At 42.2% G+C, this 22,805-nt stretch carries 18 protein-coding genes; 10 read left to right on the forward strand and 8 right to left on the reverse strand.

Going from position 1 to position 22,805, the window contains the following annotated elements; translation table 11 throughout:
• Positions 1–24: 24 nt before the first annotated feature.
• Both NLP_RS02245 and NLP_RS02250 read left to right on the forward strand, forming a co-directional pair.
• Entirely contained in the window at positions 25–579 is a 555-nt protein-coding gene (locus tag NLP_RS02245) for a phosphate-starvation-inducible PsiE family protein (RefSeq protein WP_199784742.1), read from the forward strand.
• A 224-nt stretch (positions 580–803) separates the two neighbouring features.
• Entirely contained in the window at positions 804–1,049 is a 246-nt protein-coding gene (locus tag NLP_RS02250) for a hypothetical protein (RefSeq protein ID WP_104904964.1), read from the forward strand.
• 135 nt (positions 1,050–1,184) lie between these two features.
• Here NLP_RS02250 and NLP_RS02255 read toward each other — a convergent pair whose 3' ends face one another.
• The 3 genes from NLP_RS02255 to trpS form a co-directional block, all read right to left on the reverse strand.
• Positions 1,185–2,012: an Rpn family recombination-promoting nuclease/putative transposase gene (locus NLP_RS02255; RefSeq protein ID WP_104904965.1), complete on the reverse strand. Its 828-nt coding sequence runs from the start codon at positions 2,010–2,012 to the stop codon at positions 1,185–1,187.
• A 126-nt stretch (positions 2,013–2,138) separates the two neighbouring features.
• Positions 2,139–3,068, reverse strand: coding sequence for a methylenetetrahydrofolate reductase (locus tag NLP_RS02260; protein ID WP_104904966.1), 930 nt, complete (start codon positions 3,066–3,068; stop codon positions 2,139–2,141).
• A gap of 59 nt (positions 3,069–3,127) precedes the next feature.
• Positions 3,128–4,138 (reverse strand): tryptophan--tRNA ligase, encoded by a 1,011-nt coding sequence (gene trpS, locus NLP_RS02265; RefSeq protein WP_104904967.1) that lies wholly within the window; start codon positions 4,136–4,138, stop codon positions 3,128–3,130.
• Positions 4,139–4,644: 506 nt separating this feature from the next.
• Here trpS and NLP_RS02270 point away from each other — a divergent pair.
• The 3 genes from NLP_RS02270 (at position 4,645) to NLP_RS02280 (ending at position 9,597) form a co-directional block, all read left to right on the forward strand.
• Positions 4,645–5,637, forward strand: a complete 993-nt coding sequence (locus tag NLP_RS02270) for a helix-turn-helix transcriptional regulator (protein ID WP_104904968.1) — start codon at positions 4,645–4,647, stop codon at positions 5,635–5,637.
• Between the two features lie 150 nt (positions 5,638–5,787).
• Entirely contained in the window at positions 5,788–8,397 is a 2,610-nt protein-coding gene (locus NLP_RS02275; protein WP_104904969.1) for a TonB-dependent siderophore receptor, read from the forward strand.
• Between the two features lie 54 nt (positions 8,398–8,451).
• Entirely contained in the window at positions 8,452–9,597 is a 1,146-nt protein-coding gene (locus NLP_RS02280; protein WP_104904970.1) for a PepSY-associated TM helix domain-containing protein, read from the forward strand.
• 205 nt (positions 9,598–9,802) lie between these two features.
• Here the strand turns inward: NLP_RS02280 and NLP_RS02285 are convergent, their stop codons facing one another.
• Together NLP_RS02285 and NLP_RS02290 are read right to left on the reverse strand one after the other, a co-directional pair.
• The gene (locus NLP_RS02285; RefSeq protein ID WP_104904971.1) at positions 9,803–10,669 is read right to left on the reverse strand and encodes a hypothetical protein; all 867 of its coding nucleotides are present in this window, start codon (positions 10,667–10,669) and stop codon (positions 9,803–9,805) included.
• 171 nt (positions 10,670–10,840) lie between these two features.
• Positions 10,841–12,103, reverse strand: coding sequence for a glycosyltransferase family 4 protein (locus NLP_RS02290; RefSeq protein ID WP_104904972.1), 1,263 nt, complete (start codon positions 12,101–12,103; stop codon positions 10,841–10,843).
• A 151-nt stretch (positions 12,104–12,254) separates the two neighbouring features.
• On the opposite strand from NLP_RS02290, the gene NLP_RS02295 reads away from it, so the two are divergent.
• The gene (locus tag NLP_RS02295) at positions 12,255–12,995 is read left to right on the forward strand and encodes a DUF429 domain-containing protein (protein WP_104904973.1); all 741 of its coding nucleotides are present in this window, start codon (positions 12,255–12,257) and stop codon (positions 12,993–12,995) included.
• A 186-nt stretch (positions 12,996–13,181) separates the two neighbouring features.
• Here NLP_RS02295 and glgP read toward each other — a convergent pair whose 3' ends face one another.
• Together glgP and NLP_RS02305 are read right to left on the reverse strand one after the other, a co-directional pair.
• Positions 13,182–15,752 (reverse strand): alpha-glucan family phosphorylase, encoded by a 2,571-nt coding sequence (gene glgP, locus NLP_RS02300; protein WP_104904974.1) that lies wholly within the window; start codon positions 15,750–15,752, stop codon positions 13,182–13,184.
• Positions 15,753–16,469: 717 nt separating this feature from the next.
• Positions 16,470–16,793, reverse strand: coding sequence for a hypothetical protein (locus NLP_RS02305; protein ID WP_104904975.1), 324 nt, complete (start codon positions 16,791–16,793; stop codon positions 16,470–16,472).
• Between the two features lie 623 nt (positions 16,794–17,416).
• On the opposite strand from NLP_RS02305, the gene NLP_RS35450 reads away from it, so the two are divergent.
• The 4 genes from NLP_RS35450 (at position 17,417) to NLP_RS02320 (ending at position 22,518) form a co-directional block, all read left to right on the forward strand.
• Entirely contained in the window at positions 17,417–17,545 is a 129-nt protein-coding gene (locus NLP_RS35450) for a hypothetical protein (RefSeq protein ID WP_256091202.1), read from the forward strand.
• Between the two features lie 634 nt (positions 17,546–18,179).
• Positions 18,180–18,881 carry an acyltransferase gene (locus tag NLP_RS02310; protein WP_104904976.1) on the forward strand — a complete coding sequence of 234 codons (702 nt, stop codon included), beginning with the start codon at positions 18,180–18,182 and terminating at the stop codon, positions 18,879–18,881.
• Between the two features lie 440 nt (positions 18,882–19,321).
• Positions 19,322–19,438 carry a photosystem II reaction center protein I gene (locus NLP_RS02315; RefSeq protein ID WP_041566417.1) on the forward strand — a complete coding sequence of 39 codons (117 nt, stop codon included), beginning with the start codon at positions 19,322–19,324 and terminating at the stop codon, positions 19,436–19,438.
• Between the two features lie 197 nt (positions 19,439–19,635).
• Entirely contained in the window at positions 19,636–22,518 is a 2,883-nt protein-coding gene (locus NLP_RS02320; RefSeq protein WP_104904977.1) for a DUF3769 domain-containing protein, read from the forward strand.
• Here NLP_RS02320 and NLP_RS02325 read toward each other — a convergent pair.
• Positions 22,515–22,805 carry a hypothetical protein gene (locus NLP_RS02325; RefSeq protein ID WP_104904978.1) on the reverse strand — a complete coding sequence of 97 codons (291 nt, stop codon included), beginning with the start codon at positions 22,803–22,805 and terminating at the stop codon, positions 22,515–22,517. The two genes, NLP_RS02320 and NLP_RS02325, sit on opposite strands and share 4 nt — an antisense overlap.

Below are 22,805 nucleotides of genomic sequence, written 5' to 3' on the forward strand. Positions count from 1 at the left end.
TCTGAACTTGTCCCGATTGGAAAAATGTACATGCAAAAGCGCCAGAAAAGTCGATTTTTATTTAGCGATCGCTGGCTTGATCGGCACTCAATTGTTCGCAATATGGAAGCCTTTCAAGACTTAATTGTGATTGTTTTGTGTTTGGGTTTGTTCGCCGTCATGCTAATCCAATTGTGGGGGATAGCTATCGCCCTCACGCAGCCACTAGACTATAAACATGTGACTGCAAAAATACTATTTGTGTTGATTTTAGTCGAGTTATTTCGACTATTAATGGTCTATTTGCAAGAACATAGTATCTCTGTAGGAGTAGCAGTTGAAGTCACAATTGTATCTCTACTGCGAGAGGTAGTAGTTCACGGAGCGCTGGAAATTTATTGGGTTAATACGCTTGCAATTTGTGGTTTATTGTTTGTTCTGGGTGGACTACTTGTGGTATGTGCTAAAACGCCACACATGGATTGTATGAGCGCTAACACTAAGTTTTGTCCGATTGTCTATAGAGGAGATAGGGAACGGCAAAACGAGTTGGAATTACAGTATTCACGTCAATGTGATGAGAATCAACCGCTTGGATAAATTGTTATGAAAATGGGGAGTGGGAGAGACGCGATTAATCGCATCTGTACTGGGGAGTGGGGAAATACTTTTTCCCCACTCCCCACTCTTTTGTGTGAGACTGTATCAAGAAATAATTTTTGCAAGGTACTTCCGACGTATTGAAATATACTCTTTTTGGAAGATGAATCGCTCTTGAAGGGTGAGTATAACGTTAATTAGAAATCCTAAAAGAGGTTCAAGCAATGGCTACAAATACAGGTAACGGACAATCTAAAACAGCGATTAGCGACTTGGAGTATGATTTTGTCACCGTTTTGCAGAACAAGGCTGAAGCCGTTAAAGCTTACGATACCTACATCAAAGATGCAGAAAAAGTAGGTTCTCAACCTTGTGTAGAGTTATTCCAAAAATTGCGGCAATCTGATATTGAACACGCACAAGAGATTCGCCAACATCTACAACAAGTGCTGCAACACGGTAAGATGTAATGCAGGTTTTAAGTGTGTAGACGTAAGCCTGTCGTAAATATCGCTTCTGGTTTAGCTAAAACAAAAAGAGGCGATGTCTACGACAGACTATTTTGCGTTGCACTTGCTGATTAAATTAGACGCAAGCACCGCCCACTATTCGATAGACTGATTCTGGGCTGCTTGTTCTACTTGCGCCACCGTTAAATCGAGAGCCACCGCTACTTGCTCTACGCTCAATCCCAATGCCAACAATCGGGGAATAGCTTCTAACTTAGCTTCCTGGCGACCTTCCTGGCGACCTTCCTGGCGACCTTCTTCTAAGCCGTCTTCCTTGATTGATTGATACATCCGTGTTTTTTTGAATTCGTCGTCTATACCCAACATTTCTGCTAACTCCTCTCGACTTAACCGGGTAAATTTGTACAACAGAATAGTCTCGATCAATTCTACAATTTGCTTAGTGGTAGATTCATCTGCCAGTTGTTGCCTTGCTTGTAAAATCAATTCTCTACCTTTGTCAACGGCTGTCTCTTCTCTTTCGATAATTAATTTAACGATCGCAACTTGAAGTGAGTTCTCTGTCGAATCTAATTCATCTAGATAAATGCGTTGCACTTGTGAACTGTCTAGCAGCAATTGATATGGTAGTCGATCGTTTGGATCTAAACTTCGTTGCGGATAGATGGCAACAGCACGCCAAAAATTGACTGATTCGTTTTGACGCAAGTAAAGGAAGATTTCGGCAAAGAAGCGTCTATAAAAATTTGAGTCTAATTGAAACTGAACTTCAACAAAGTAAAGTGGTTGGTTTGTAGTTTCACTTGTGGGGATGAATACACCATCAATCCTAAAAGCAGTTTCTTTTAGCTCGATTGAAACAAATTGATATGCGTTGACATTGACAGTTATGTCGCCAATTATGGCAAAAAATATGCTAGGAAAAGCTTGAAATAAGCTATAAAATATTTTGTCAGTTTGCACCTAAATTTAGTCAAGTGAACATTGGATATTAAAAGTCTATCAAAAATAGTGTAAATGCGTCTGTTTCAGCATCAAAAAAGCAGATAGGAATAACCATCTGCTTTAATAAAAGATTCGTTATCTCCTTTACTTGGATACCAACTGATTAACTGGAGCAATCCCAGCCAAATCTAAAATTGACGCGATCGCATCTTCACGCTTCACCGCCATCATGTGGACACCTTGACATAATTGCCGCGCTATCTGCACTTGCTCGGCAGCAATTTTTATTCCTTCCTCAAAAGGGTCTTTGGCTTTTGCCAATCTATCAATAATATGTTGGGGAATATCTACACCCGGAACACATCTATTAATAAACTGGGCATTTTTGGCTGATTTTAACAGAAATATTCCTGCCAAAATTGGTTTTTTATAACCAGCAGCAATGGTATCCATAAACTTTTCTAGCCGCTCAAAATCGGTAATCAACTGACTTTGAAAAAACTGCGCTCCAGCTTCGATTTTGCGTTCAAATCGACTTTGCAAACCCGACCAACTTTTACATTGCGGATCTACTGCTGCACCCACGAATAAATCTAAGGCTCCATCAGTCAAGGGTTTTTCATTGCAATCAACACCTTGATTCATCTTCCGAATCAATTGCAGCAATCGCACAGCTTCCAAGTCAAACACTGCTTTGGCATCTGCATGATCGCCTACTTTTACTGGGTCGCCAGTCAAAGCTAAAATATTACGGATACCTAAAGCATGAGCGCCCATCAAGTCAGCTTGTAAACCGATGCGGTTGCGATCGCGGCAAGCAATTTGACAAATTGGCTCTATACCATTCTGTGACAAAATCACCGATGCCATTAACGAAGACATCCGTAACACGGCGCGGCTACCATCAGTAACGTTGACGGCATGAACTCTCCCCTTAAGAGTCGCCGCCATTTGAATCATGTGCGCTGGATCTCCCCCTTTCGGCGGTGCTACTTCGGCGGTAACTAGAAATTCACCTGCTTGTACAGCTCTGCGAAAGTCATTAAAGGCTGTGGGGCTGTGGGTGTGATGCATAAACTATTAAGGTTTCAATTTCTTAAATGGTATAACAAATCACACCTAAACGTGAAAACTTATAGAGGAAGAGAGTAGCCTAAAGCCGTTTTTACTTGTGATAAAGTTTGATTTGCGATCGCTCTAGCTTTTTCTCCTCCATCCCGTAACACAGACTCCAAATAACCTTTATCGTCTGTTACTGCCTGATATTTTTCTTGAATTGGTTTCAAAGACTCAATAATTGTGTCTGTCAATAATGGCTTAAATTGTCCCCAACCCATATCTTGACACTCAACTGCAACATCTTCCTTTTTCTTTCCAGAAAGCAATGTATACAATGTTAACAAATTATTACACTCTGGACGCGCTGGATCGTCAAAAGCCAGCCCACGAATCGGATCGGTTTTACAACGCTTAATCTTGTATTGAATCTGTTCCGCTGAATCTAGCAAACTGATCCGGCTTAACTCAGAAGGATCGGACTTCGACATTTTGCGTGTACCGTCCGCCAAACTCATTACCCTTGCTCCTTCCTTGCGAATCAAAGGGTCTGGTAACTTCAAAACTGGCTGTTCTGGTTTACCAAATTGGTGATTTAACCGAGCTGCAATATCCCGTGTCAATTCCAAGTGTTGCTTTTGGTCTTCACCCACTGGCACTTTATCCGCTTGGTAAAGCAAAATATCAGATGCCATCAGCACAGGGTAATCCAACAAGCCTGCACTCACATTTTCTCCCTGTTTGACAGCCTTTTCCTTAAACTGGATCATATCTTGCAGCCAGTTTAAAGGTGTAATGCAGTTGAGCAACCAGGTGAGTTCACTGTGGGCTGAAACGTGAGATTGTACAAAGATAGTAGAGTGATTTAAATCAAGACCACAAGCTAAATAAAGAGCAGCAAGAGTGTAGGTATCAGCTGCCAACTGTTTTGGGTCGTGTGGCACTGTAATCGCGTGCAAATCAGCCACAAAAAGGTAATTTTCGTATTCGCTCTGACCTTCTACCCAGTTGCGAATGGCTCCCAAGTAGTTACCTAGATGGTAATTGCCCGTTGGTTGAACTCCAGAAAGAACACGTTGCTTGCCCATAAATTCCAACTTAGTTATCTCAAATCTGCGCTAATCAAATGGCGTTTGGTGACAAGAGAGCTTCTCTTCTCTACAAGAAGTTGCATCAACCCAAACGCGCCTAGTGCAAAACTCATTTAATTTTGACATTTTCCAGGTCAACTTGCCGTTGCAGAATTACAGATTTAGTAATGACACCAGATTTGATTTGAATTTTAGTAGATCGCAAAGTTTTTTCTTGAAACGCGTCCTGCTCACCTCAAAGGGGTCATGGCTATAGTTTAAGTGAGTATTGTGTTCTCCCCATACTACACTCATGAATCAGTATTTCTGCAAAAATGGGATGCTCCCCAGTAATCTGTATTGCTAGATGCAATTAACTACTTAGTACTCAAATAAAATTTTAGCCGCGACTATAACCCACTACACAATATTTTCAGTTGCGTAGACGCTCTTAGCGGCTTGTCCTAGACATCGCTTCGCCTCTTAATAGATACTATTTTCAACTGCTTGTTGAGAGTATTATCATGACTATTCGTTTGACTGAGACAAACTTTAATGAATTATGTGACGATGTGCAGCTTAATCACTATGAGGGAAAAGTAAAATTTTTTACCTGGTTTGGTCAAGTTAGCAGTCACTGGACTATGCTGCGGCATCACCTTGAGCTAGTAATTCAAGAAAGCGATTTTTCTGAAACAGTAATTGTTGAGGGCGAACACGATGATTCGCCTTTTTTAACATCTAAATTTTTGCTGTCTGGTGGTATGAGAACCACTACACCAAATGTGCCTGGAGTCAGCGACGATTATGAAGAAGTTGCAGGCTATAACTATTTATTTTACTTGCCTGATATTCGGGAGTTTGAGCATTTTACTGCCAACCAACACAAACAGTGTATCAGTATTTATTGGTATCCTGATTTACTTTCTAGTTTCCAGGGTTGCTTTAAGGAATTACCAACTCTGCTGGTGCAGTTGATCGAAAATCCGACAAAGGAGCGTTTCCATCAGCCATTAGGAGCCATCACACCTGCAATGCGGTTAGTGCTTAGGCAAATATTGCAGTGTCCGTTCCGAGAAACACTCAGACAAATGTATTTAGAAGCAAAAGTTTTGGAACTACTGACGCTTCAAATTGCTCAGTGGGGGGAAAATAATCTCTTATTGGAGCGATCGCTATTTTTTCGTCCCGATGAAATTGAACGTTTACATCATGCTAAAGCCATCCTTAATCAAAAGCTTCAGCATCCACCTTCTTTACTAAATTTAGCCAGACAAATCGGACTTAATGACTTTAAGCTCAAGCGAGGATTTCGAGAAATTTTTGGCACTACGGTGTGTGGATATGTGCAATCCTTACGGCTAGAACAAGCACAACAGTTATTGCTCGGCACTAATTTAACGATTGCAGAAATTGCTTCTCAAGTGGGTTATGAAAGCACAAGTCATTTTGGCTACCTCTTTAAACGGCAATTTGGCATGACTCCTAGAGATTATCGCCACCACAAAGGCTTATAGCAAAAGGTAGATCCCGATTCCGATAAAAAAAATCCGGTTTCAGATATATGCGATCGCTCAATTTTTCGTATTCTCCTGAATAGAGTTAATTAAGAGTAACTTGCAAGTAGCAAGCTCTGCTTCTAGAAATCCGGTTGGGTGTGTGGGGTTATGAAACTGTCGCGATCGTTTTTTATTTCCTGTTTTCTGGTTGCTGTCATTGTCAAACCTGGGCAAGCAAAAGAAGTAACTAAAATTTCTCCTATCCAAGAGCCAAATCACTTTGCCAGAACAGTAAAAGAATGGCTGGCTCAGATAGAACAACAACAAACGCCACAACTAGAAGTTGTGCAAGTGACTGGAGTCAAAGCAAATCCCACCAATAAAGGTGTGGAGGTAATTTTACAAACCTCGAAAGGACAACAGTTGCAATTAGTAAATCGCAGTACTGGTAGCAATTTCATCACTGATATTCCTAATGCTCAATTGCGCCTACCATCGGGCAAAGCATTCACATTCCGCTCAGAAAAGCCAATAGCGGGTGTTACACAGATAACAGTGACTAATTTTGATGCCAATACTATCCGGGTGAGTGCGATCGGTGAGGTAGGTATACCAACTGTCGAGTTATTTGACAGTCCAGATGAGGGTTTAATTTTTAGTGTGGCAACTGCTGCATCCACAGCACAACAACCTCAAACCCAACCAACTCCCGAACAACAGCCGCCTGAAAGTCAAACACAGCCAGAACCATCAACACAAGGTGATGAACCGATTGAACTAGTGGTGACGGGTGAGCAAGATGGATATCGCGTAACAGATAGCACAACTGCGACAAGAACTGATACTCCTCAACGTGATATTCCCCAGTCAATTCAAGTCATTCCTCAACAAGTCATTAAGGATCAGCAAATTACGCGGATTGGTGATGCAACACGCAATGTTAGTGGCGTAACTCAGCAAGGGGGCTATGGTGGTTCAACAGATAATTACAATATTCGGGGATTTACAACCTATGACAACTTGAGAAACGGTTTTGCTGTTCCAGACGACCTTGTGAATCCGACTAACATTGAGCGGATCGAAGTTCTCAAGGGCCCGGCTTCAGTCCTATATGGACAGTTTGAGCCGGGAGGTGTGGTGAATTACATTACCAAACAACCGCTCAGTGAGCCTTACTACTCCGCTGAATTTACAGCGGGAAATTTTAGCACATATCGTCCCTCCATTGATATTTCTGGGCCGCTAAACTCAGACAAAACATTGCTGTACCGTCTGAATGCTGCATACGAGAACTTTGGTAGTTTTCTCGATTTTAATCATCAGGAAACATTCGCGATCGCACCAGCATTAACCTACAAAATTGGTGATGCGACAACATTGACACTGGAGTATGAATACCTCAAAGTCGATCGCACCTTTTATCGTGGTCTTACTCCCGATCCAATCGTTTTCCAAGCTCCGCTCAATCGTTTCTTAGGGGAGCCAGACGATTATTTCTCCAAAGAGACAAACTCTGTATTTCTTAACGTCAATCATCGCTTTAGTAAAAACATCCAGTTCCGCAGTGGCTTTTCCGTTACGGTTAATAATTCTGAAGAATCAGCGTTTCAACCGGATATCATTGATGTAGATGGTCATACCGTATTGCGAAGATTTGGTGCGGGTCCGGCTTATTACCAAAACTACTCTCTGCAAAACGATTTAATCAGTAATTTCAATACAGGTTCCATCCAACATCAAGTTCTTCTGGGGTTGGAGTGGAATAAAAATATCCGTGGCTACGATTATCTGCGAAGTACTGCTTCACTGACTCCTAGTATTGATTTATTCAATCCTGTGTATGGTGCTTCCCGCCCACCAGAGTTTGATGAAGCAGCAGAACGCGATCGTTTTGACCGCAATACGATCGCTCTTTATCTGCAAGATCAAGTAACATTGCTGCCAAATCTGAAGCTATTAGTCGGCGGTAGGTATGACTTTATTCACCGCAAAAATCGCGTGCAACTGCTGGATTCTTTGGGTAGAGATCCAATTGATGATGCCACCGTTGATCGGTTGTATAATGAGGCCTTTTCACCTCGCGTTGGCATTGTTTATCAGCCGATTGAACCGATTTCAATTTACGCCAGCTACAGCCGCTCGTTTAATCCCAGCGACTCGCGGACAGTAGATGGAACTCAACTACCACCGGAGCGCGGCACTCAGTATGAAGTAGGACTCAAAGCGGAACTAATTAAAGACAGGCTATCTGCTACCTTTGCCGCTTATGATATCACCAAAGAAAATGTCGCTACAACCGATCCCACTCCAGGTAACTCTGACTTTTCTATTGCGGCTGGAGAAGTCAAAAGTCGTGGTTTAGAATTTGACGTTTCTGGGCAAATTCTACCAGGCTGGAATGTGATTGCTTCTGCTTTTATCAACGATGCTTTTGTAAGTAAAGATAACAGCCTGCCAGTAGGCGACTCCCTGGTAAATGCTGCCGGTAGTGGGGCTAGTCTGTGGACAAGCTATGAAATTCAAAACGGTAATTGGAAAGGATTTGGGTTTGGTGGAGGACTATTTTATACTGGCGATCGCGAAGCTGAACTCCCCAACACATTTAAAATCCCCTCCTATGTGCGTGCTGATGCCACCATTTTTTACAAACGCGATAACTGGAGGGTTGGGCTGAACTTTAAGAATCTTTTTGACACTCGTTATTACGATTCTCAAGGCTACTATCTGCTTCCTGGTGCGCCTTTAACTGTGCTGGGGACGTTTTCTGTGCAGTTTTGATTCCTGCAATTTGTTAACTCATTAAGTCTTGTATGGTATCACGGAGCTTCTACCATGAACTCTAAAAAAATACGCGATTTAGCATTTACTCTGCACCGCTACCTTGGTTTAACAGTAGGACTGGTAATGGTTATTGTTGGCTTGACAGGTAGCTTGTTGGTGTTCGAGCAAGATTTTGACCACTTTATGATCGCTCAACAGTATGGACAGATTACTCCCCAACAGGTGCAGGTATCTCCAGAGTCTGTGGTGAAGAGAATTGAGGCGAAGTATCCCGCGCAAGGTGATTTCCATCTTTTTCGGATTTATTTGCCAGATACTTTTTCTTCTCCCTACGTGGGGCAGTTGTCATCAATTGATGTGGAAAGGACAGAGGTTTTTATCAACCCTTATACAGGCAAAATTATTGGTGAACGGATATCGGATAAAACTTTAATTGGTGTCATGCTTAATCTGCACTACAGCCTAATGGCAGGTCAAACCGGAACTATGTTTGTTGGCATTACTGCCTTTCTAATGTGTATCCTTACCATTACAGGTTTAGTTCTTTGGCCAGGTTGGCATAAGCTAATTGCAGGCTTCAAAATCAAACTTGATGCTCATCCTAAACGTGCGAACTTTGATATTCACAAAGTAGCTGGCATTATTACTGTGGTTTTTTTATTCTTTACTGGGTTCACTGGTTTCTGCTGGAACTTCTATGATTTAACTGAGCCGATTATTTACGCTGTTACATTCACCTCAAAACCATCCGAGCCAGTATCCAAGCCTATTCCTGGTAAATCAACCTTAAATCTAACCCAACAACTAAAAATTGCCGATGCTGCCTTACCTGGTGCTGTTACCAAAAGCATTTACTTCCCTAGTAAACCAGAAGATGCTTTACAAATTCGCATGAAGTTACCGCAGGAAAATATAGAGTATGGTAATAGTAATGTTTATCTCGATCAATACAGTGGTAAGGTTTTGCGTGTTGATAACGGTTTGAAGTTATCACTAGGCGATCGCGTCCTCAACTCCTTTGTTCCTCTCCACTATGGTACCTTTTGGGGACTTCCATCCCGTATCCTCTATGTATTTGTCGGGCTGGCACCGTTAATTTTATTTATCACTGGCTTTGTGATGTGGCGGTATCGTTATCAAGCTAAAACTAGGAAAAGCGATCGCTCAATAGAACTGTCAGATTTACGCCGCAATTAACTGACAACTGAGATTGCTAGTACTTCCGTCATGAAGTGAAGCTACAACTAGAGACACAATTAGAAGCATTGAAACAACAGCAGCAAACACAAAAAGCAGAAAAAGTAAATTATCAATTGTCACCTGTTAGTTAATTTTGGATAGTAGAGACGTAACTAATTCTGTCTCTACTCCAAACTCATTCAGGCAAACTCTTAAATTTGATTTACCTTTGAGCCAAACCCACTTGTCCGCCAATTAGCCCCAAAAATCCAGTTCCAAAATGCTGAATCTCCAAAAAGCTTGCTTGCTCTGGCGAGGTTTTGTAAATTTTAAATGTTTTCATAATTCCTAAAGTGGCAGCACTTTCTAGAGGGCCAACAAAACTAATATCTCGGTCAATAAAATAGGTTTGATTAGCCCAGTGAGCCATTTGATTTTCATTTAGAAAATAGCAACCTGCGTGAGGATTGAGGGCACGACGAAAGGTTATTGGTACATTCATAATTGCACCATTGAGTTCCTGTTGCTCCTGCACATTTTGAAAAGGAGCAGTTACTCGCAAAGCCAAATCCCCATCAATATAAGCTTTGTGAACCAAAGCTATGGCAGAAACTTCATAACGATTTGGTTGGAGCAAATTTAAATCACCCGCTTGTTGAGTAAACCAGTTTAATTTTATAAAAAACCAAGGGTCATGAATAATTAAGTCATCTTCAAGAAAGCAGTAATAATCATACTGACCGAGACAACTTTGTAGAACAGCTTGGCACTCAAACCCCAAAATTAGAGGTTCTGCATTGCTAGAATGATGCCTATATAAATGGGATGGTAAAGGAAGCTGATTCAGAAGATGATTATCTTTAGTTGTACAAATAACAATATCTAGTTCGTGAGACTGCGGCTGATTAACAGGAAAAGCTAGTCGTTGAGCAATGTTGATAATACTTTGAGATTTGCCAAATAATTGGTGTAAAGCGGTAATACTTTTAGTTAACGCCTCCAAGCGGGGTTGCGGGTCTTTGCGTTGGGAAGCATGACGACCTTCATTACTAGGTTTAAAAAAATGAGCAATAGTAAAAATAATTCGCATTTTAAATATCGCTTTTGTATTTATTTGTCAATTGTCCTTTGTTCTTGAACAATAACTAATGATTAATATATTTATTGCAAAAGTATTTCTTTTCAGGCTTTTATTTGCACCTTTGCTTGAGGCAAAAAATATTTATGCATGAGGCTAATGACCAATGACGAATATTATCTACTAATTTCTGCCAAATCCTTTAGAACTTGGACGCTTTTTCAAACTATTAGAATTTTTCCCAGCAAACATCCATTGCAAATGCTGTGGTAATAGTTTTGCCAAATCATAACGCTTCAAAATAGTCTCTCGCGCATTCGCACGAATTGCTTTCATCTCTTGAGGATTATTCAGTGCCTCTTCAATCCTATTAGCAATATTATGGGGAGAAAAGAAATCTACTAGCAGTCCATTCACCCCATCCTGTACGACCTCCAAGACTGGCGAAGTCTTAGAAGCTATTAATAAACATCCTGCTGCCATTACTTCTAACATTGACCAGGATAATACAAAAGGACGGGTTAAATAAACATGGGCAGAAGAAGCTTGTAAAACCTGGAGGTACTCATTGTAAGGTAGTCTATCTGTAAAGTGCAGTCTGGATAAATCCAAAGAAGATAATTTTTCTAGCATTAATTGTTTATAAGTCTGACCATCAGGGAGATTTTTACCATAAGCAACCCGATCTTCTCCTACAACTACCACATGGCACTTAGGTCGTCGCTGTTGAATTAGCGCTACCGTTTCCATAAACTGCGGAAAACCTCTATAAGGTTCCATTCCTCGTCCTACATAAGTTACCAACTCTTCCACATGGGAAAGATCCAGATTTATTCTTGGTAAAACTAGCTTTGCGCCTGGTTTGGGAACAAAATAATTGGTATCAACACCATCATGAATTACAGTGAGTTTGCTATGATATTCTTTGGGAAACTGCTGCCGCTGCCAATTGGTCGGAGAAAGACCGCGATCGCAGCTATATAAATCAGTTAAAATCGGTGCATTTTTCACGCGGATACGGCATTCATCATCAACATTCAGTGGATCGTTGGGATCGAAATCTGCATCGGAACCGTGAGCATGGTAAAACCACTCGAAATAACACAATAATTCTGCTTTGGGGAAAACATCTTTCATAAATAAAGTCGGCCCCCAACCAGAATGACCATAAACTATATCTGGAAAGAAACCCTCAGCCTTTAATTTTTCTGCCACGCGATAGACAGCCTGTGCCGTGAGAACAGCATTTTCCAGGTTGCGAACGTAGTGGTGAGTTTGAGGTGCCGCTTCACGAGAAGGAGTATAAATAGCTTTATAAACGCCAGGCATTTCCCCTTCCCGACGATTTGTCCCAAAGACGACTTGGCAATTAGGATCTTTCCCTAAAACTGTCGCTAAATTGCGAAATTGTGAGGGAAAATTGGGATGTAAAAATAAAATTTTCATTGGAATAATCTTGATTAACTTATTGCCAGATAAGATAAATTAAGACAAGCTGCTTAAGATTATAAGATTATTTATCACGATTTTTAGCAAGTAAATTTAGGTAAATGGTTGCCTGAAAATGCGAAAATAATCGCAAATTTGTGTTATAACCATGAAATTTATTGGCATTGATTTAGGCTGGCGATCGCAACCAAGTGGATTGTGCTGTTTAGAATGGATAGATGGACAACTACAATTACTCGATCTAGACCGCAAAGATGCCATTGCAGACATCCTTATCTGGATCGATCAAAGCGTACAAGCAGACGAACCAGCCATTATTGCCGTAGATGCACCTACCCTTATACCCAACGCTAACGGGAGTCGCCTCCCCGATAAACTCAGCCACAAATACTTTGGTAAATATCATGCGGGGTGCTACCCAGCTAATCAAAACTTACCCTTCGCAGAACGCACCATCAACTTTGGTTTAGAATTGGAATCACGGGGTTTTGCACACGCACCCACCATTGAACCGCAAAAACTCAGCAAATATCAAATAGAAGTCTTTCCCCACCCAGCAATCGTTAATTTATTCAACTTAGAACGCATCCTCAAATACAAAAAAGGACGCTTAAATGAGCGCCGTCTAGAACTAATTAAACTCCAAAATTATCTTCTTAATATTCTCCCCTCTCTTTCTCCTGCTCTGCATCCTCTGCACCTCTGCGGTTCTTTCCCTTGCGAAATTCCCACCACAGGCCTAACCCTCAAAGCAGTTGAAGATAAACTAGATAGCTTAATTTGCGCTTATGTTGCTGCTTATTGGTGGTATTGGGGAGAACAACGTAATTTGGTATTAGGCGATCGCACCACTGGCTACATTGTCATCCCCCAAAGAATTTTAGCCTAAAATGAGCGTTGAAGGTAGGATTTTATTTCACGCAGAGGCGCAGAGGACGCACAGAAGGAGTTTGAGATAAGTTTTTGCTATGCTATCATTTTTCAAATTGGTATCATACTTTTCCAATTGTCTTATAAAAGGCGTTGCTAAATTTAAATTAGCAACGCCTAATCTTGAGTATTCAATAACTACTCACTACTCTGATTCTGCCCAAGCAATTAACCTTGGTTCATAAGGATTAGCCAGATTTTTATTTTTCGGCAATACACGCAAAGACAAACCTTGCAAACCAGAAGCGGTATAAGTGATATTACCCGTGTAAGTACTCAATTGCTCTGCATCTTCCCCTTGGTAATTCATCACCACTGGCACAGCGTTGACAATCTCACCATTGGCATCGATCGCACCTTGATATAACTCCACCTGCACATCATTATTGGTCAAAGTTGCCAAGTCAACCTTGGCTTTGACAGCAACGGTTTGATTAACCTCAATGTCTGAAGCTGCCGATACGTCAATATCTTTGATTTTGATGTTAAACCAGTGTTCGCCCAGTTTTTCCTTCCAAGCGGCTAGTTCTTTGGCTGGGGCATAGTTATCAACAGTCAGGGTATGATAGCGATCGCTAGCCGGGAAATAAGCTCTTTGTGCATATTCTCCTACCATCCGCGCTGTATTAAAGAAGGGACAATTCAACCGAATTGCATCCTTCATTTTGGCAACCCACGGACGTGGTAAGCCATCACTATCCCGATGTTCATAAAATAGCGGTACAACTTCCTTCTCTAACAACTCGTAGAGAGCATTTGCTTCTACTTCATCTTGGTAGTTAGGATCGTCGTAATTTTCTCCATGTCCAATCGCCCAGCCCGTGCGGACGTAATCAGCTTCATCCCACCAGCCATCTAGCACACTTAAATTTGGCAATCCATTCATAGCGGCTTTCATCCCACTAGTACCAGAGGCTTCCCGTGGACGACGCGGTGTATTTAACCAGATATCGCAACCCGCAACCATTAACCGGGAGATGTGAATGTCGTAATTCGGAACAAACACTACCTGTTTTTCTAAATGTTGTTCGCGGATAAAGTGATTGATCTCGCGGATGAGTTCTTTACCGGGGATATCCTTGGGATGCGCCTTACCAGCAATCACGAATTGCACTTTCCGGTCTTTGTTAGCTAGTAAAAGCCGCTTAATGCGATCCAAATCGCGCATCCAGAGGGTAGCGCGTTTGTAGGTGGCAAAGCGACGGGCAAAGCCAATGGTGAAAGCGTAAGGATCTAAAACTTCTTGAGCTTGAATAATCTCGGAAGCAGAAGCGCCGCGATCGGTCAAATGCTTAACTAAATGCTCCCGCACATACAAAATCATATCCAAGCGGCAGCGTTCGTGATTGCGCCACAATTCTTCATCGGGTATGGCGTCCATCCGCTCCCACAATGGGCTATCTGGTGGTGCTGATGACCAATTTGGCCCAAGGTAGCGATCGTACAATTCTTGAGTCGATTTCGCCACACAACTCCGAGCATGGACACCGTTAGTAATTGCGGCGATTGGCACTTCTTCTACTGGTACATTCTTCCACAAGCCTTGGAACATTTGCCGCGACACTACACCGTGGAGTTGTGCGACACCGTTAGAAAATGTTGCCATTTTCAGCGCCAGCACCGCCATACTGAAAGGCCCAGATAAATCACCTGTATTTTCACGCCCCAGTCCTAAAAATTGCTCTTTGGGCAACCCAAATATCTCTGCATAATATCCCAGGTAGTGCAACATTTTTTCGGGAGCGAACAAGTCAATCCCTGCTGGTACTGGTGTGTGGGTGGTAAAGATATTGCTCGAAGCCACCACTTGTTTAGCTTGGGCATAATTCAGTCCCTCTTCCTGAATCAGCAAACGGATGCGTTCTAAGGCAGAGAAGGCAGCGTGGCCTTCATTCATGTGGTAAGCGGTAACTTTCAGCCCCAAAGCTTTGAGCATTTGCACGCCACCGATCCCCAGCATAATTTCCTGGTGGATACGCATATCTATGTCGCCACCATACAGCTGATCTGTGATGTCGTGGTCGTAAGTGTTGTTCGGTTCAATGTTGGTGTCCAGCAGATACAAGGGAACCGTTCCTACCTGTACGCGCCAAACTCTAGCATATACCTTGCGTCCTGGATAATCTACCGCAATCCGCAGTTCTGAACCATCGGCATTACGCTCCAGATGCAAGGGCATATTATAGAAATCGTTGCTCAAATAGCGTTCCTGTTGCCAGCCATCGGCATTGAGATACTGGGCAAAGTAGCCTTGCTGATACAGTAAACCTACACCTACAAGCGGTAGACCCAAGTCACTGGCAGATTTGAGGTGATCCCCCGCCAGAACGCCCAAGCCCCCAGAATAGACGGGCAAACAATCTACAAGTCCAAATTCCGCCGAAAAATAGGCGTAGGATTCTTTTGGTTTCTGCTCGCGTTGTTTCTGATACCAGGTACGCTCTTGCAAATAATCGTCTAACTGACGGTCAGCTCGATCCATTTGCGCTAGGAAGCCTTCATCTTCGACAACTTCCAGAAGCCGCGATTGAGAGATTGTACCCAACATTAACACTGGGTTATGATGACTAGACTCCCACAGGTCAGAGTCTAAGCGACGGAATAAATCTTTAGTATCAACGTTCCAATCCCAGTGCAAGTTATATGCCAGGCGCCGTAGTGGTTCGAGTCGCGGCGGTAGTGAAGGGGATACGTTAAATGTGCGAATTGGCTGCATAGGTTGGCAAAACTCCAAGTTTAGCTATGGTTATTGTTTACTCTCTTTACCAATGTTGCCAATTCTTTATACTGTAGTTTGTGAAAAAGCGATGACTTTGTTAAGCATTGAGAATTATTTTTAACCTCGTTGCTAAAGTTTACACCAAGGTGTTTCTAATTCTATGCCTGACTCTCAGCCATGTACTTGGTATATTAAAATTTAATCACTGACTGGTATGTATCACTAAAAAAAATTTAGTTTTGAATAAATAATTTATATTTATTTTAGTATTGCTTCCGGGGATCAATCGAGAGTCTTGGCTGAGGGTAAAAATTCCCCATAGCTGTGTCCAGTAAAGTTAAATTTTTTAATTATTTTTTCATAAAATTGCGCTGTCAAAGAAGGCAGTCCCGATGAAACGAGTTTCAAAAGCCTTGCATAAAAGTCTTCTCAAGACTGGGATTTTTACTCAGCACTGGCTCAACCCTAGCTACCGCTAACAGTACTTTCAAGCCAGGAGGCAGAAGGGAAATCCTATAAAGAATCGGATGAAAGCCCTACCAAGCAATTAATCAAGAAAAGTGATGGCTGCGGTGGTGACTGAGCTTTGTCGTACCCCTGCGGGGAAGCAAGCTACGCGCAGCGTCTCGTAGAGAAATGCGGGCTACGCCGACGCTAACTACTTGGTATTAAATATTTGCACTAATCAGGAAAATTATTTACCAAGGTATTATTTTATGCACCTACTGAAGGCTGATCTTTAGTATTTTTTGTCATTGTCAGAGCTACAGCTGCTGCATAAGCTAGTTCCGCTGCCATTTGATAAGCAAGTTTGATACTTGATGAAGTATCCTTGGCTTTAGGAGAGGAGGAAGCTTTTTTTCGACGCGACTCTTGTTTGATATCACCTGCTGCAATCGCTCGCTGTAAAATGATCCAGGCATCTAGGTCTTCTGAGTCATAATTACTTTGAAGCTGCGATCGCAGTTGATCTTCGGCTACAACACTCAGATAGCCAGTATTTAGAGCTTGTTGCACAATTTCTTTAATTAAAGCCATAATTTGAACCAAGTGTGTGAGTTAAAACCGATACCTCAATTTGGGAAATTAGATGTTTTTTTGTAGATTTATCCTCGAAACTAAGCTACGTTTTAGCTTTCTTTAAATAAAATTTATAACGAGTAGTACCAAGCACACATCACCCTCTTGGCTCACCCGAATGGGTGATTTAGAATATTTTAGATAGTAAGTATGTGGACAAAAGGAATATTTTGAGTTAGTTTGGCTTTTTGAAGAGGGTGTCACAAGTATAGTAAATATCATTCTTAGTTGAACGCCCAATCATAAAATTACTTGCACTAGTAACGAGATAAATATAGATAAGCAAGAAATGCTAATCACCGCTGATAGCATTTTTTAAATCTCCCTCCTCAATGGATTTTATCTAAGTGTATAAAAATATTTGCAAGTAGCGTAGGCTTTGCCCAACCTCGGCATCGCTCTAGTAAAAAAGTTAACTTATTTCCTCCATTCTCATCAACAATAAACCTGGAAATAAACTTATTTCATGAGAGTGTTCCACTAAAAATAAAATGTGTTATCGTTAAAAACAATTGTTATAAAAAACCATTCATGTCATTACAAACGTGAATTGGCTAGTTTGTAAATCATCAGTGTGCAACATGATTGGAGCAGCATACTCTAGAAATTCGTTGCAAGAAAGCCGTCATAGCAGTCGCGGAAGCGCTTACTTGTTTGCACCGATGGTTAATTTCAATGTGATGGCTGATGTGGGAGATAATCCACCCTAATTGGATTTTATTTGGGCAAAAATACCCAGAAAAATCCAACAATAATTACATTGTCATGCTAGGCAAAAATTTTATCTAAACTTTGAATATAGTCTAGTTAAATGTATTTTTTGTTGCAAAATAGCTTGTGAAACTGAGTTGTTTCAAAAGACTAAAACCGCTTGAGAGGAAATAGCCTCAAGACAAACAACACTATCCCTAGTTGCTTTAGGAGTGCTGTTAGCGGTAGCAAGCTTTTCAAATTTGCCAGAAAACCAAAACAGTAGCCTATCTAAACCAGCTAATTTTTCATCAGACAATTTAAAAGTCTAAGTTTTGACTTGACAAAGCACTGAAATTGTTTTGTTAATTGATTTTGTGAAAAAGAAGCTTCTAGCGACTTAACGCAATTGTGCATATTACTTGAGTAATTCTACATACGTAACCTCAATAATTGCTCGCATAGTCAAAGCCAGACTCTGGTTTTTCCAATATTTGAAAAACCATCTAAAAATTGTGGGAAATTTTGGTGATCCTGCTACATTAGCTGATGTATTAATACACACAGAGATTATTGGTATTGGCAGAAGATTAGGATACAGCCGAAACAACTTTGAACACTGTCAACAACAATTGATTAAAGAGATATATAGCCATGCAGAACGAGCAATATTTTTCCAAATTGCAGCGCGTGCAGGAACTTTTAGTAACTACAGTGTTAGGAGATATTCCGACACTTCTTCTCGGCCCAAAGTTGCGTAATTTAGGATACCGTAGTATTTTTGCCCAGATAGGCAGCCCAGTGTATATTCAAAATGGTGTTGAATTTAACGGTACTTCTTGTATTGAGATCGGCGCAGGAGTCTATATTTTCAAGGGTGTGCGGATGAATGCAAGAGGACACAAAAATAATAGAATTCATCTAGGAGATAGAGTGGCAATTGAGCGTAACGTTGATATCGGGTCTTTGGCAGATACGTATATACATATTGATGAAGACACTTTCATTGCTCCCAACGTGTGTATTGAGGGGCCGGGAGACATTAAAATTGGTAAACACTGCATGATTGCTGCCCATTCAGGGATATATGCCAATAATCATAATTTTGCCGCTCCGATGGAGCTGATTAAATACCAAGGTGTTACTCGCAAGGGAATTGTGATTGAGGATGATTGTTGGCTAGGACATGGAGTAACAGTATTAGATGGCGTTACTATTGGCAAAGGCAGTGTTATTGGTGCGGGAGCAGTTGTTAATAGAGATATTCCTCCTTTTTCCGTTGCTGTCGGCATACCTGCACGAGTAATCAAAAACCGAATTAGCAAAGATATAGCAAAGCTTCAAGTTGAGAAATAGAGCATTGGGCATGGAGAAGAGGCAGAGGTGCAAAGGGGCAGAGGGGAAAGATTTACTGCTCCCCTGCCCCCAGTCCCCATTCCCCACTCGGCACTGGCTCAACGCCCCGCTATCCATGTACAGCACTCAGCACTGCTGAAAGGTATGGGGAATAGTAACTATCCCCTGTAAGCTGTTGCCTTTATTTTGGGAAACCTTTGCCATCAGTCAACGTCACAAGGGTAAACGTCTCTGAGTTATCATTTCTTAAGGGCATCTACAAGTCAGACAACTGACATCTTGTACATTATCAATAACCTTAGGGTAGACATTGCTAGTCCTGAGTCGGCAGAGTCTTCTAAAAAAGGGACGAGATTTGGGTAATATAAAGTAGCTATCTTTTCTGCATTGCAGATACTGAAAGAAAAGCTTTCTTTGTTTTACCCGTTGGAGATATTTCTATGCTGACTTTAAAAATCGCTGTTTATATTGTTGTTGCCTTCTTCGTAACTATCTTCATCTTCGGATTTTTGTCGAACGATCCAGCTCGTAACCCCGGCCGTCGGGACTTAGAGTAAAAGGGCGATAAATCATCCGCGACTTTGGAAGGCGGAAAATACTAAACGCCACAGAAACTTACTAAGCGAAAATTTAGTAAGTTTCTTTCTCCAAGTAGCTTGCTGTAGGTAGCAGAAGGCGACAGTCGGAAGGCAAAATGTATATTTAATCCTTCCCTTTGTCATTTGGCTGTTTGTTAGCCCGATTTTGCTCACTTATGCTTCATCCAGTTCTGCCACCCAATCCGCTTCCTATCGTTGAATCTTTACAACCTGTAAATCCCGCCTCATCTGCTAGTCATACAAAGTTTCTTTCAGGTGTAGATACTGGAATATACGAAAAGACAGACAAATCCAAGCAGCCCAAGAATTTGGCTCAGTTGGCAATTTCGGGTAACACTAAGAGCGATCCTTTATTGTCAACTCCGACCGACTCAACTCAAGATGACTTGGTAGTTGCTGAAACTTCCTCTGCACCTCATTCACCAGAAACCTTTCCACCAGAAAATTCCCCAATCGTCGGTTCTGCAACTGCTGGGCTTTTGGGGCAGCCGCTGGTTGTTGGTTATCCTACACAGAAAGTTACAACCTCTAATCGCCAAATAAAAGAAGACACAAAGACAAGTCCGAGCGTCGAACCCCGCCACTCGGAACTTATCTTGATGTCAGCGCTGCGTAAACGGGAGATGCAAAGAGAAGCCGCTGCCTTGCAAAGAAAAGTCGAAGCGGGGGTTTTAGACCAAGACGCAAAAGATCAACCTTCTCAAAAAGTCAGTCAGCGATCGCTAAATCCAAACTCTAGTAGTGGAGAAAAACCAACCTTTTTGGACTCTTCTAGCTTTAGCTATAGAGTTTCTCCAAGTCCCCTTGTTGCCCAATCTCCGCGCCCTCTTCAAATTGCCCCAACTCTTACAAACCGCAACAAGTTAGTCAAGTCCAAAGCAAAAATTCTAGCTGAGAAGTTAACCCAACAAAAACAGCAACGCGATATTACTACACAAGAGTCTATAAAAAAAGACAATATCTCTGTATCTGCTGCCGATCTTGCACCGAGTTCTCAATCAGTACAAAATTTTATCACATTCAAGTCTCGTAAGCCCACAAACCAACTCTCAGCGCCCATCACTGTAGAATTTCAGTCTCAAGTCCAGCAACAAAGCCAAGTACCAACGCCTACACCACAAGTAAATACCACTCAGCCACAAGCTCAACCATCTGGTACAACTGCGCCAGCTACCACACCGCCAGCCGGACAAAGAATTGTAGAAGTCACTTCAGATCGGCAAGAGTATGACGAGAAACAGCGAATTATTACAGCTGTAGGTAATGTAATTGTGCGATTTGATGGAGCGGTGGTGAATGCCGATCGCTTACAAGTCAATTTGGACAACTTGCTCGCTGCGGGGTTCGGCAACATAACCTTAACACGAGGCGATCAAATACTGCGTGGACAACGCTTCACCTATAACTTTGTTCAAGATCGTGGGGAATTGGAAAATGGTAGAGGAGAAATTTACGTACCTTCAGCACAAACAGATTTTGCTTTTTCACCCACGGCTGTAAGTGCTGGTGGAGTTTCAAAACGTCCGCCCAGCGATCGCATTAGAGCCAATCAGCCCGTTTCCGGTGTGAGTAGCCCTGGAGGAATTGATGTGACAATTGGTGGTCAGGCAGATGCTAGCAACATCCCGCCACCGAAAACAGGGGGTGCAGTCAATCGGCTCAGGTTTGAAGCTGAACAAATTGACTTTTATCCGCAAGGCTGGCAAGCAAGTAATGTCCGCATCACCAACGATCCTTTTTCGCCTCCTGAATTAGAATTACGCGCAGATAAAGTAACTTTGACGCGAGAATCACCCTTGGTAGACCGCATTAGGACACAGAAGCAGCGTTTGGTATTGGATCAAAGAGTCTCTTTACCAATTCCACTGAATGAGCGTACTATTGACCGCCGAGAGCGGGACGTTACACCTGCAATAGTTTCTCCTGGCTACGATGCAAAAGATCGGGGTGGTTTGTATATTGAGCGTGGCTTTCCAGTAATCGATACAGAGCAGACACGCTGGACAATTACGCCCCAGTTATTATTACAGAGAGGTGTGCAAGAAGGCACGGGTGACTTAGGCGCACTGTTTGGTGTGAAGACCAAGATAAATTCTGTTTTGAGTCCACGGTCGATAATTCAGGGAACTGGGGAGTTAACTAGTTTTAACTTGAACAATGTAGAAGACAATTTGCGCGTGAATTTAGGATTGCGCCAGACATTAGGCACTTCTCTTCCCCACATATTGAATGTGCAATATAACTACCGCGCTCGTCTCTACAACGGTACTCTGGGTTTTCAAACTGTCCAGAGCAGTTTTGGCGGCATTATTACCTCTCCGGTGATTCCTTTAGGAAAAAGTGGCATCAACCTCAATTACCAGGCAAGTGCCCAGTATATTGATGCCAATACCGATCGCCCAGACTTGCTAGAACCAGTGCGGGAAAACGATCGCATTTCACTTGGTCGTTTACAAGCCAGTGCTACCCTCAGTAGAGGGCTGTTGCTGTGGCAGGGAAAACCATTACCACCCACTGCCACTGAGGGATTACGATACACCGCTACCCCTGTAGTTCCTTACTTGCTAGCGATCGCAGGTCTCACAGGCACTACCAGTTATTACAGCAATGGTGATAACCAAAGCACTCTAATTGCTACAATTGGCTTACAAGGGCAAATTGGTCATTTTTCTCGACCTTTTTTAGACTATACCGCCTTTAATGTCAGTTTCTCTCAAGGCTTAAATAACGGATTATCACCCTTTTTGTTTGACCGCTCCGTTGACAATAAAGTTTTGACCGCTGGAATATCACAGCAAATCTACGGCCCTTTTCGCTTAGGCTTCCAAACATCTGTTAACTTAGATACTGGTAGAGAAACTAGCACCGACTACATTTTAGAATATAGCCGTCGCACCTATGGCATTACCTTACGTTACAATCCGGTGCTGGAGTTAGGCGGCTTCAGCATCCGAATTAGTGATTTTAATTGGGGTGGCGGCACCGATCCATTTTCGGAAATTAAGCCAGTAGTGAACGGCGTGCAACAGGATTATTAGTCTAAGGACTGGGGACGGACTCGACAGGCGATCGCACAATTGGTTGATGCCGCACCAGGTATTCTCAAACTGGCATAGTCGCCGCTTAGTTGAACGCGTGATGGTAGCTGGTGTAGGGTTACACAACATCTATGAACTGCGGCTTGGTACTCTCGCCATTGCTTACGGATTGCAAGACTTGCGGCATCGTCACCTAAGTCGGAAAATCTTAGCCCCGCTCGCATCAGCCAAGATTCTACGTCAGTGGTTTCACCAACTATTTCTGGAATAGGATTAATCTTTTTCAT

The sequence above is a fragment of the Nostoc sp. 'Lobaria pulmonaria (5183) cyanobiont' genome (assembly GCF_002949795.1).
GTDB lineage: Bacteria > Cyanobacteriota > Cyanobacteriia > Cyanobacteriales > Nostocaceae > Nostoc.

Coding starts and splice junctions, on each gene's coding strand:
- NLP_RS02250 (WP_104904964.1), top strand. CDS start 804: ATGGCTACAAATACAGGTAACGGACAATCTAAAACAGCGATTAGCGAC.
- NLP_RS02325 (WP_104904978.1), bottom strand. CDS start 22,805: ATGAAAAAGATTAATCCTATTCCAGAAATAGTTGGTGAAACCACTGAC.
- NLP_RS02280 (WP_104904970.1), top strand. CDS start 8,452: ATGAACTCTAAAAAAATACGCGATTTAGCATTTACTCTGCACCGCTAC.
- NLP_RS35450 (WP_256091202.1), top strand. CDS start 17,417: ATGATTGGAGCAGCATACTCTAGAAATTCGTTGCAAGAAAGCCGTCAT.
- glgP (WP_104904974.1), bottom strand. CDS start 15,752: ATGCAGCCAATTCGCACATTTAACGTATCCCCTTCACTACCGCCGCGA.
- NLP_RS02295 (WP_104904973.1), top strand. CDS start 12,255: ATGAAATTTATTGGCATTGATTTAGGCTGGCGATCGCAACCAAGTGGA.
- NLP_RS02260 (WP_104904966.1), bottom strand. CDS start 3,068: ATGCATCACACCCACAGCCCCACAGCCTTTAATGACTTTCGCAGAGCT.
- NLP_RS02305 (WP_104904975.1), bottom strand. CDS start 16,793: ATGGCTTTAATTAAAGAAATTGTGCAACAAGCTCTAAATACTGGCTAT.
- NLP_RS02275 (WP_104904969.1), top strand. CDS start 5,788: ATGAAACTGTCGCGATCGTTTTTTATTTCCTGTTTTCTGGTTGCTGTC.
- NLP_RS02310 (WP_104904976.1), top strand. CDS start 18,180: ATGCAGAACGAGCAATATTTTTCCAAATTGCAGCGCGTGCAGGAACTT.
- NLP_RS02245 (WP_199784742.1), top strand. CDS start 25: ATGTACATGCAAAAGCGCCAGAAAAGTCGATTTTTATTTAGCGATCGC.
- NLP_RS02290 (WP_104904972.1), bottom strand. CDS start 12,103: ATGAAAATTTTATTTTTACATCCCAATTTTCCCTCACAATTTCGCAAT.
- NLP_RS02315 (WP_041566417.1), top strand. CDS start 19,322: ATGCTGACTTTAAAAATCGCTGTTTATATTGTTGTTGCCTTCTTCGTA.
- NLP_RS02285 (WP_104904971.1), bottom strand. CDS start 10,669: ATGCGAATTATTTTTACTATTGCTCATTTTTTTAAACCTAGTAATGAA.
- trpS (WP_104904967.1), bottom strand. CDS start 4,138: ATGGGCAAGCAACGTGTTCTTTCTGGAGTTCAACCAACGGGCAATTAC.
- NLP_RS02320 (WP_104904977.1), top strand. CDS start 19,636: ATGCTTCATCCAGTTCTGCCACCCAATCCGCTTCCTATCGTTGAATCT.
- NLP_RS02270 (WP_104904968.1), top strand. CDS start 4,645: ATGACTATTCGTTTGACTGAGACAAACTTTAATGAATTATGTGACGAT.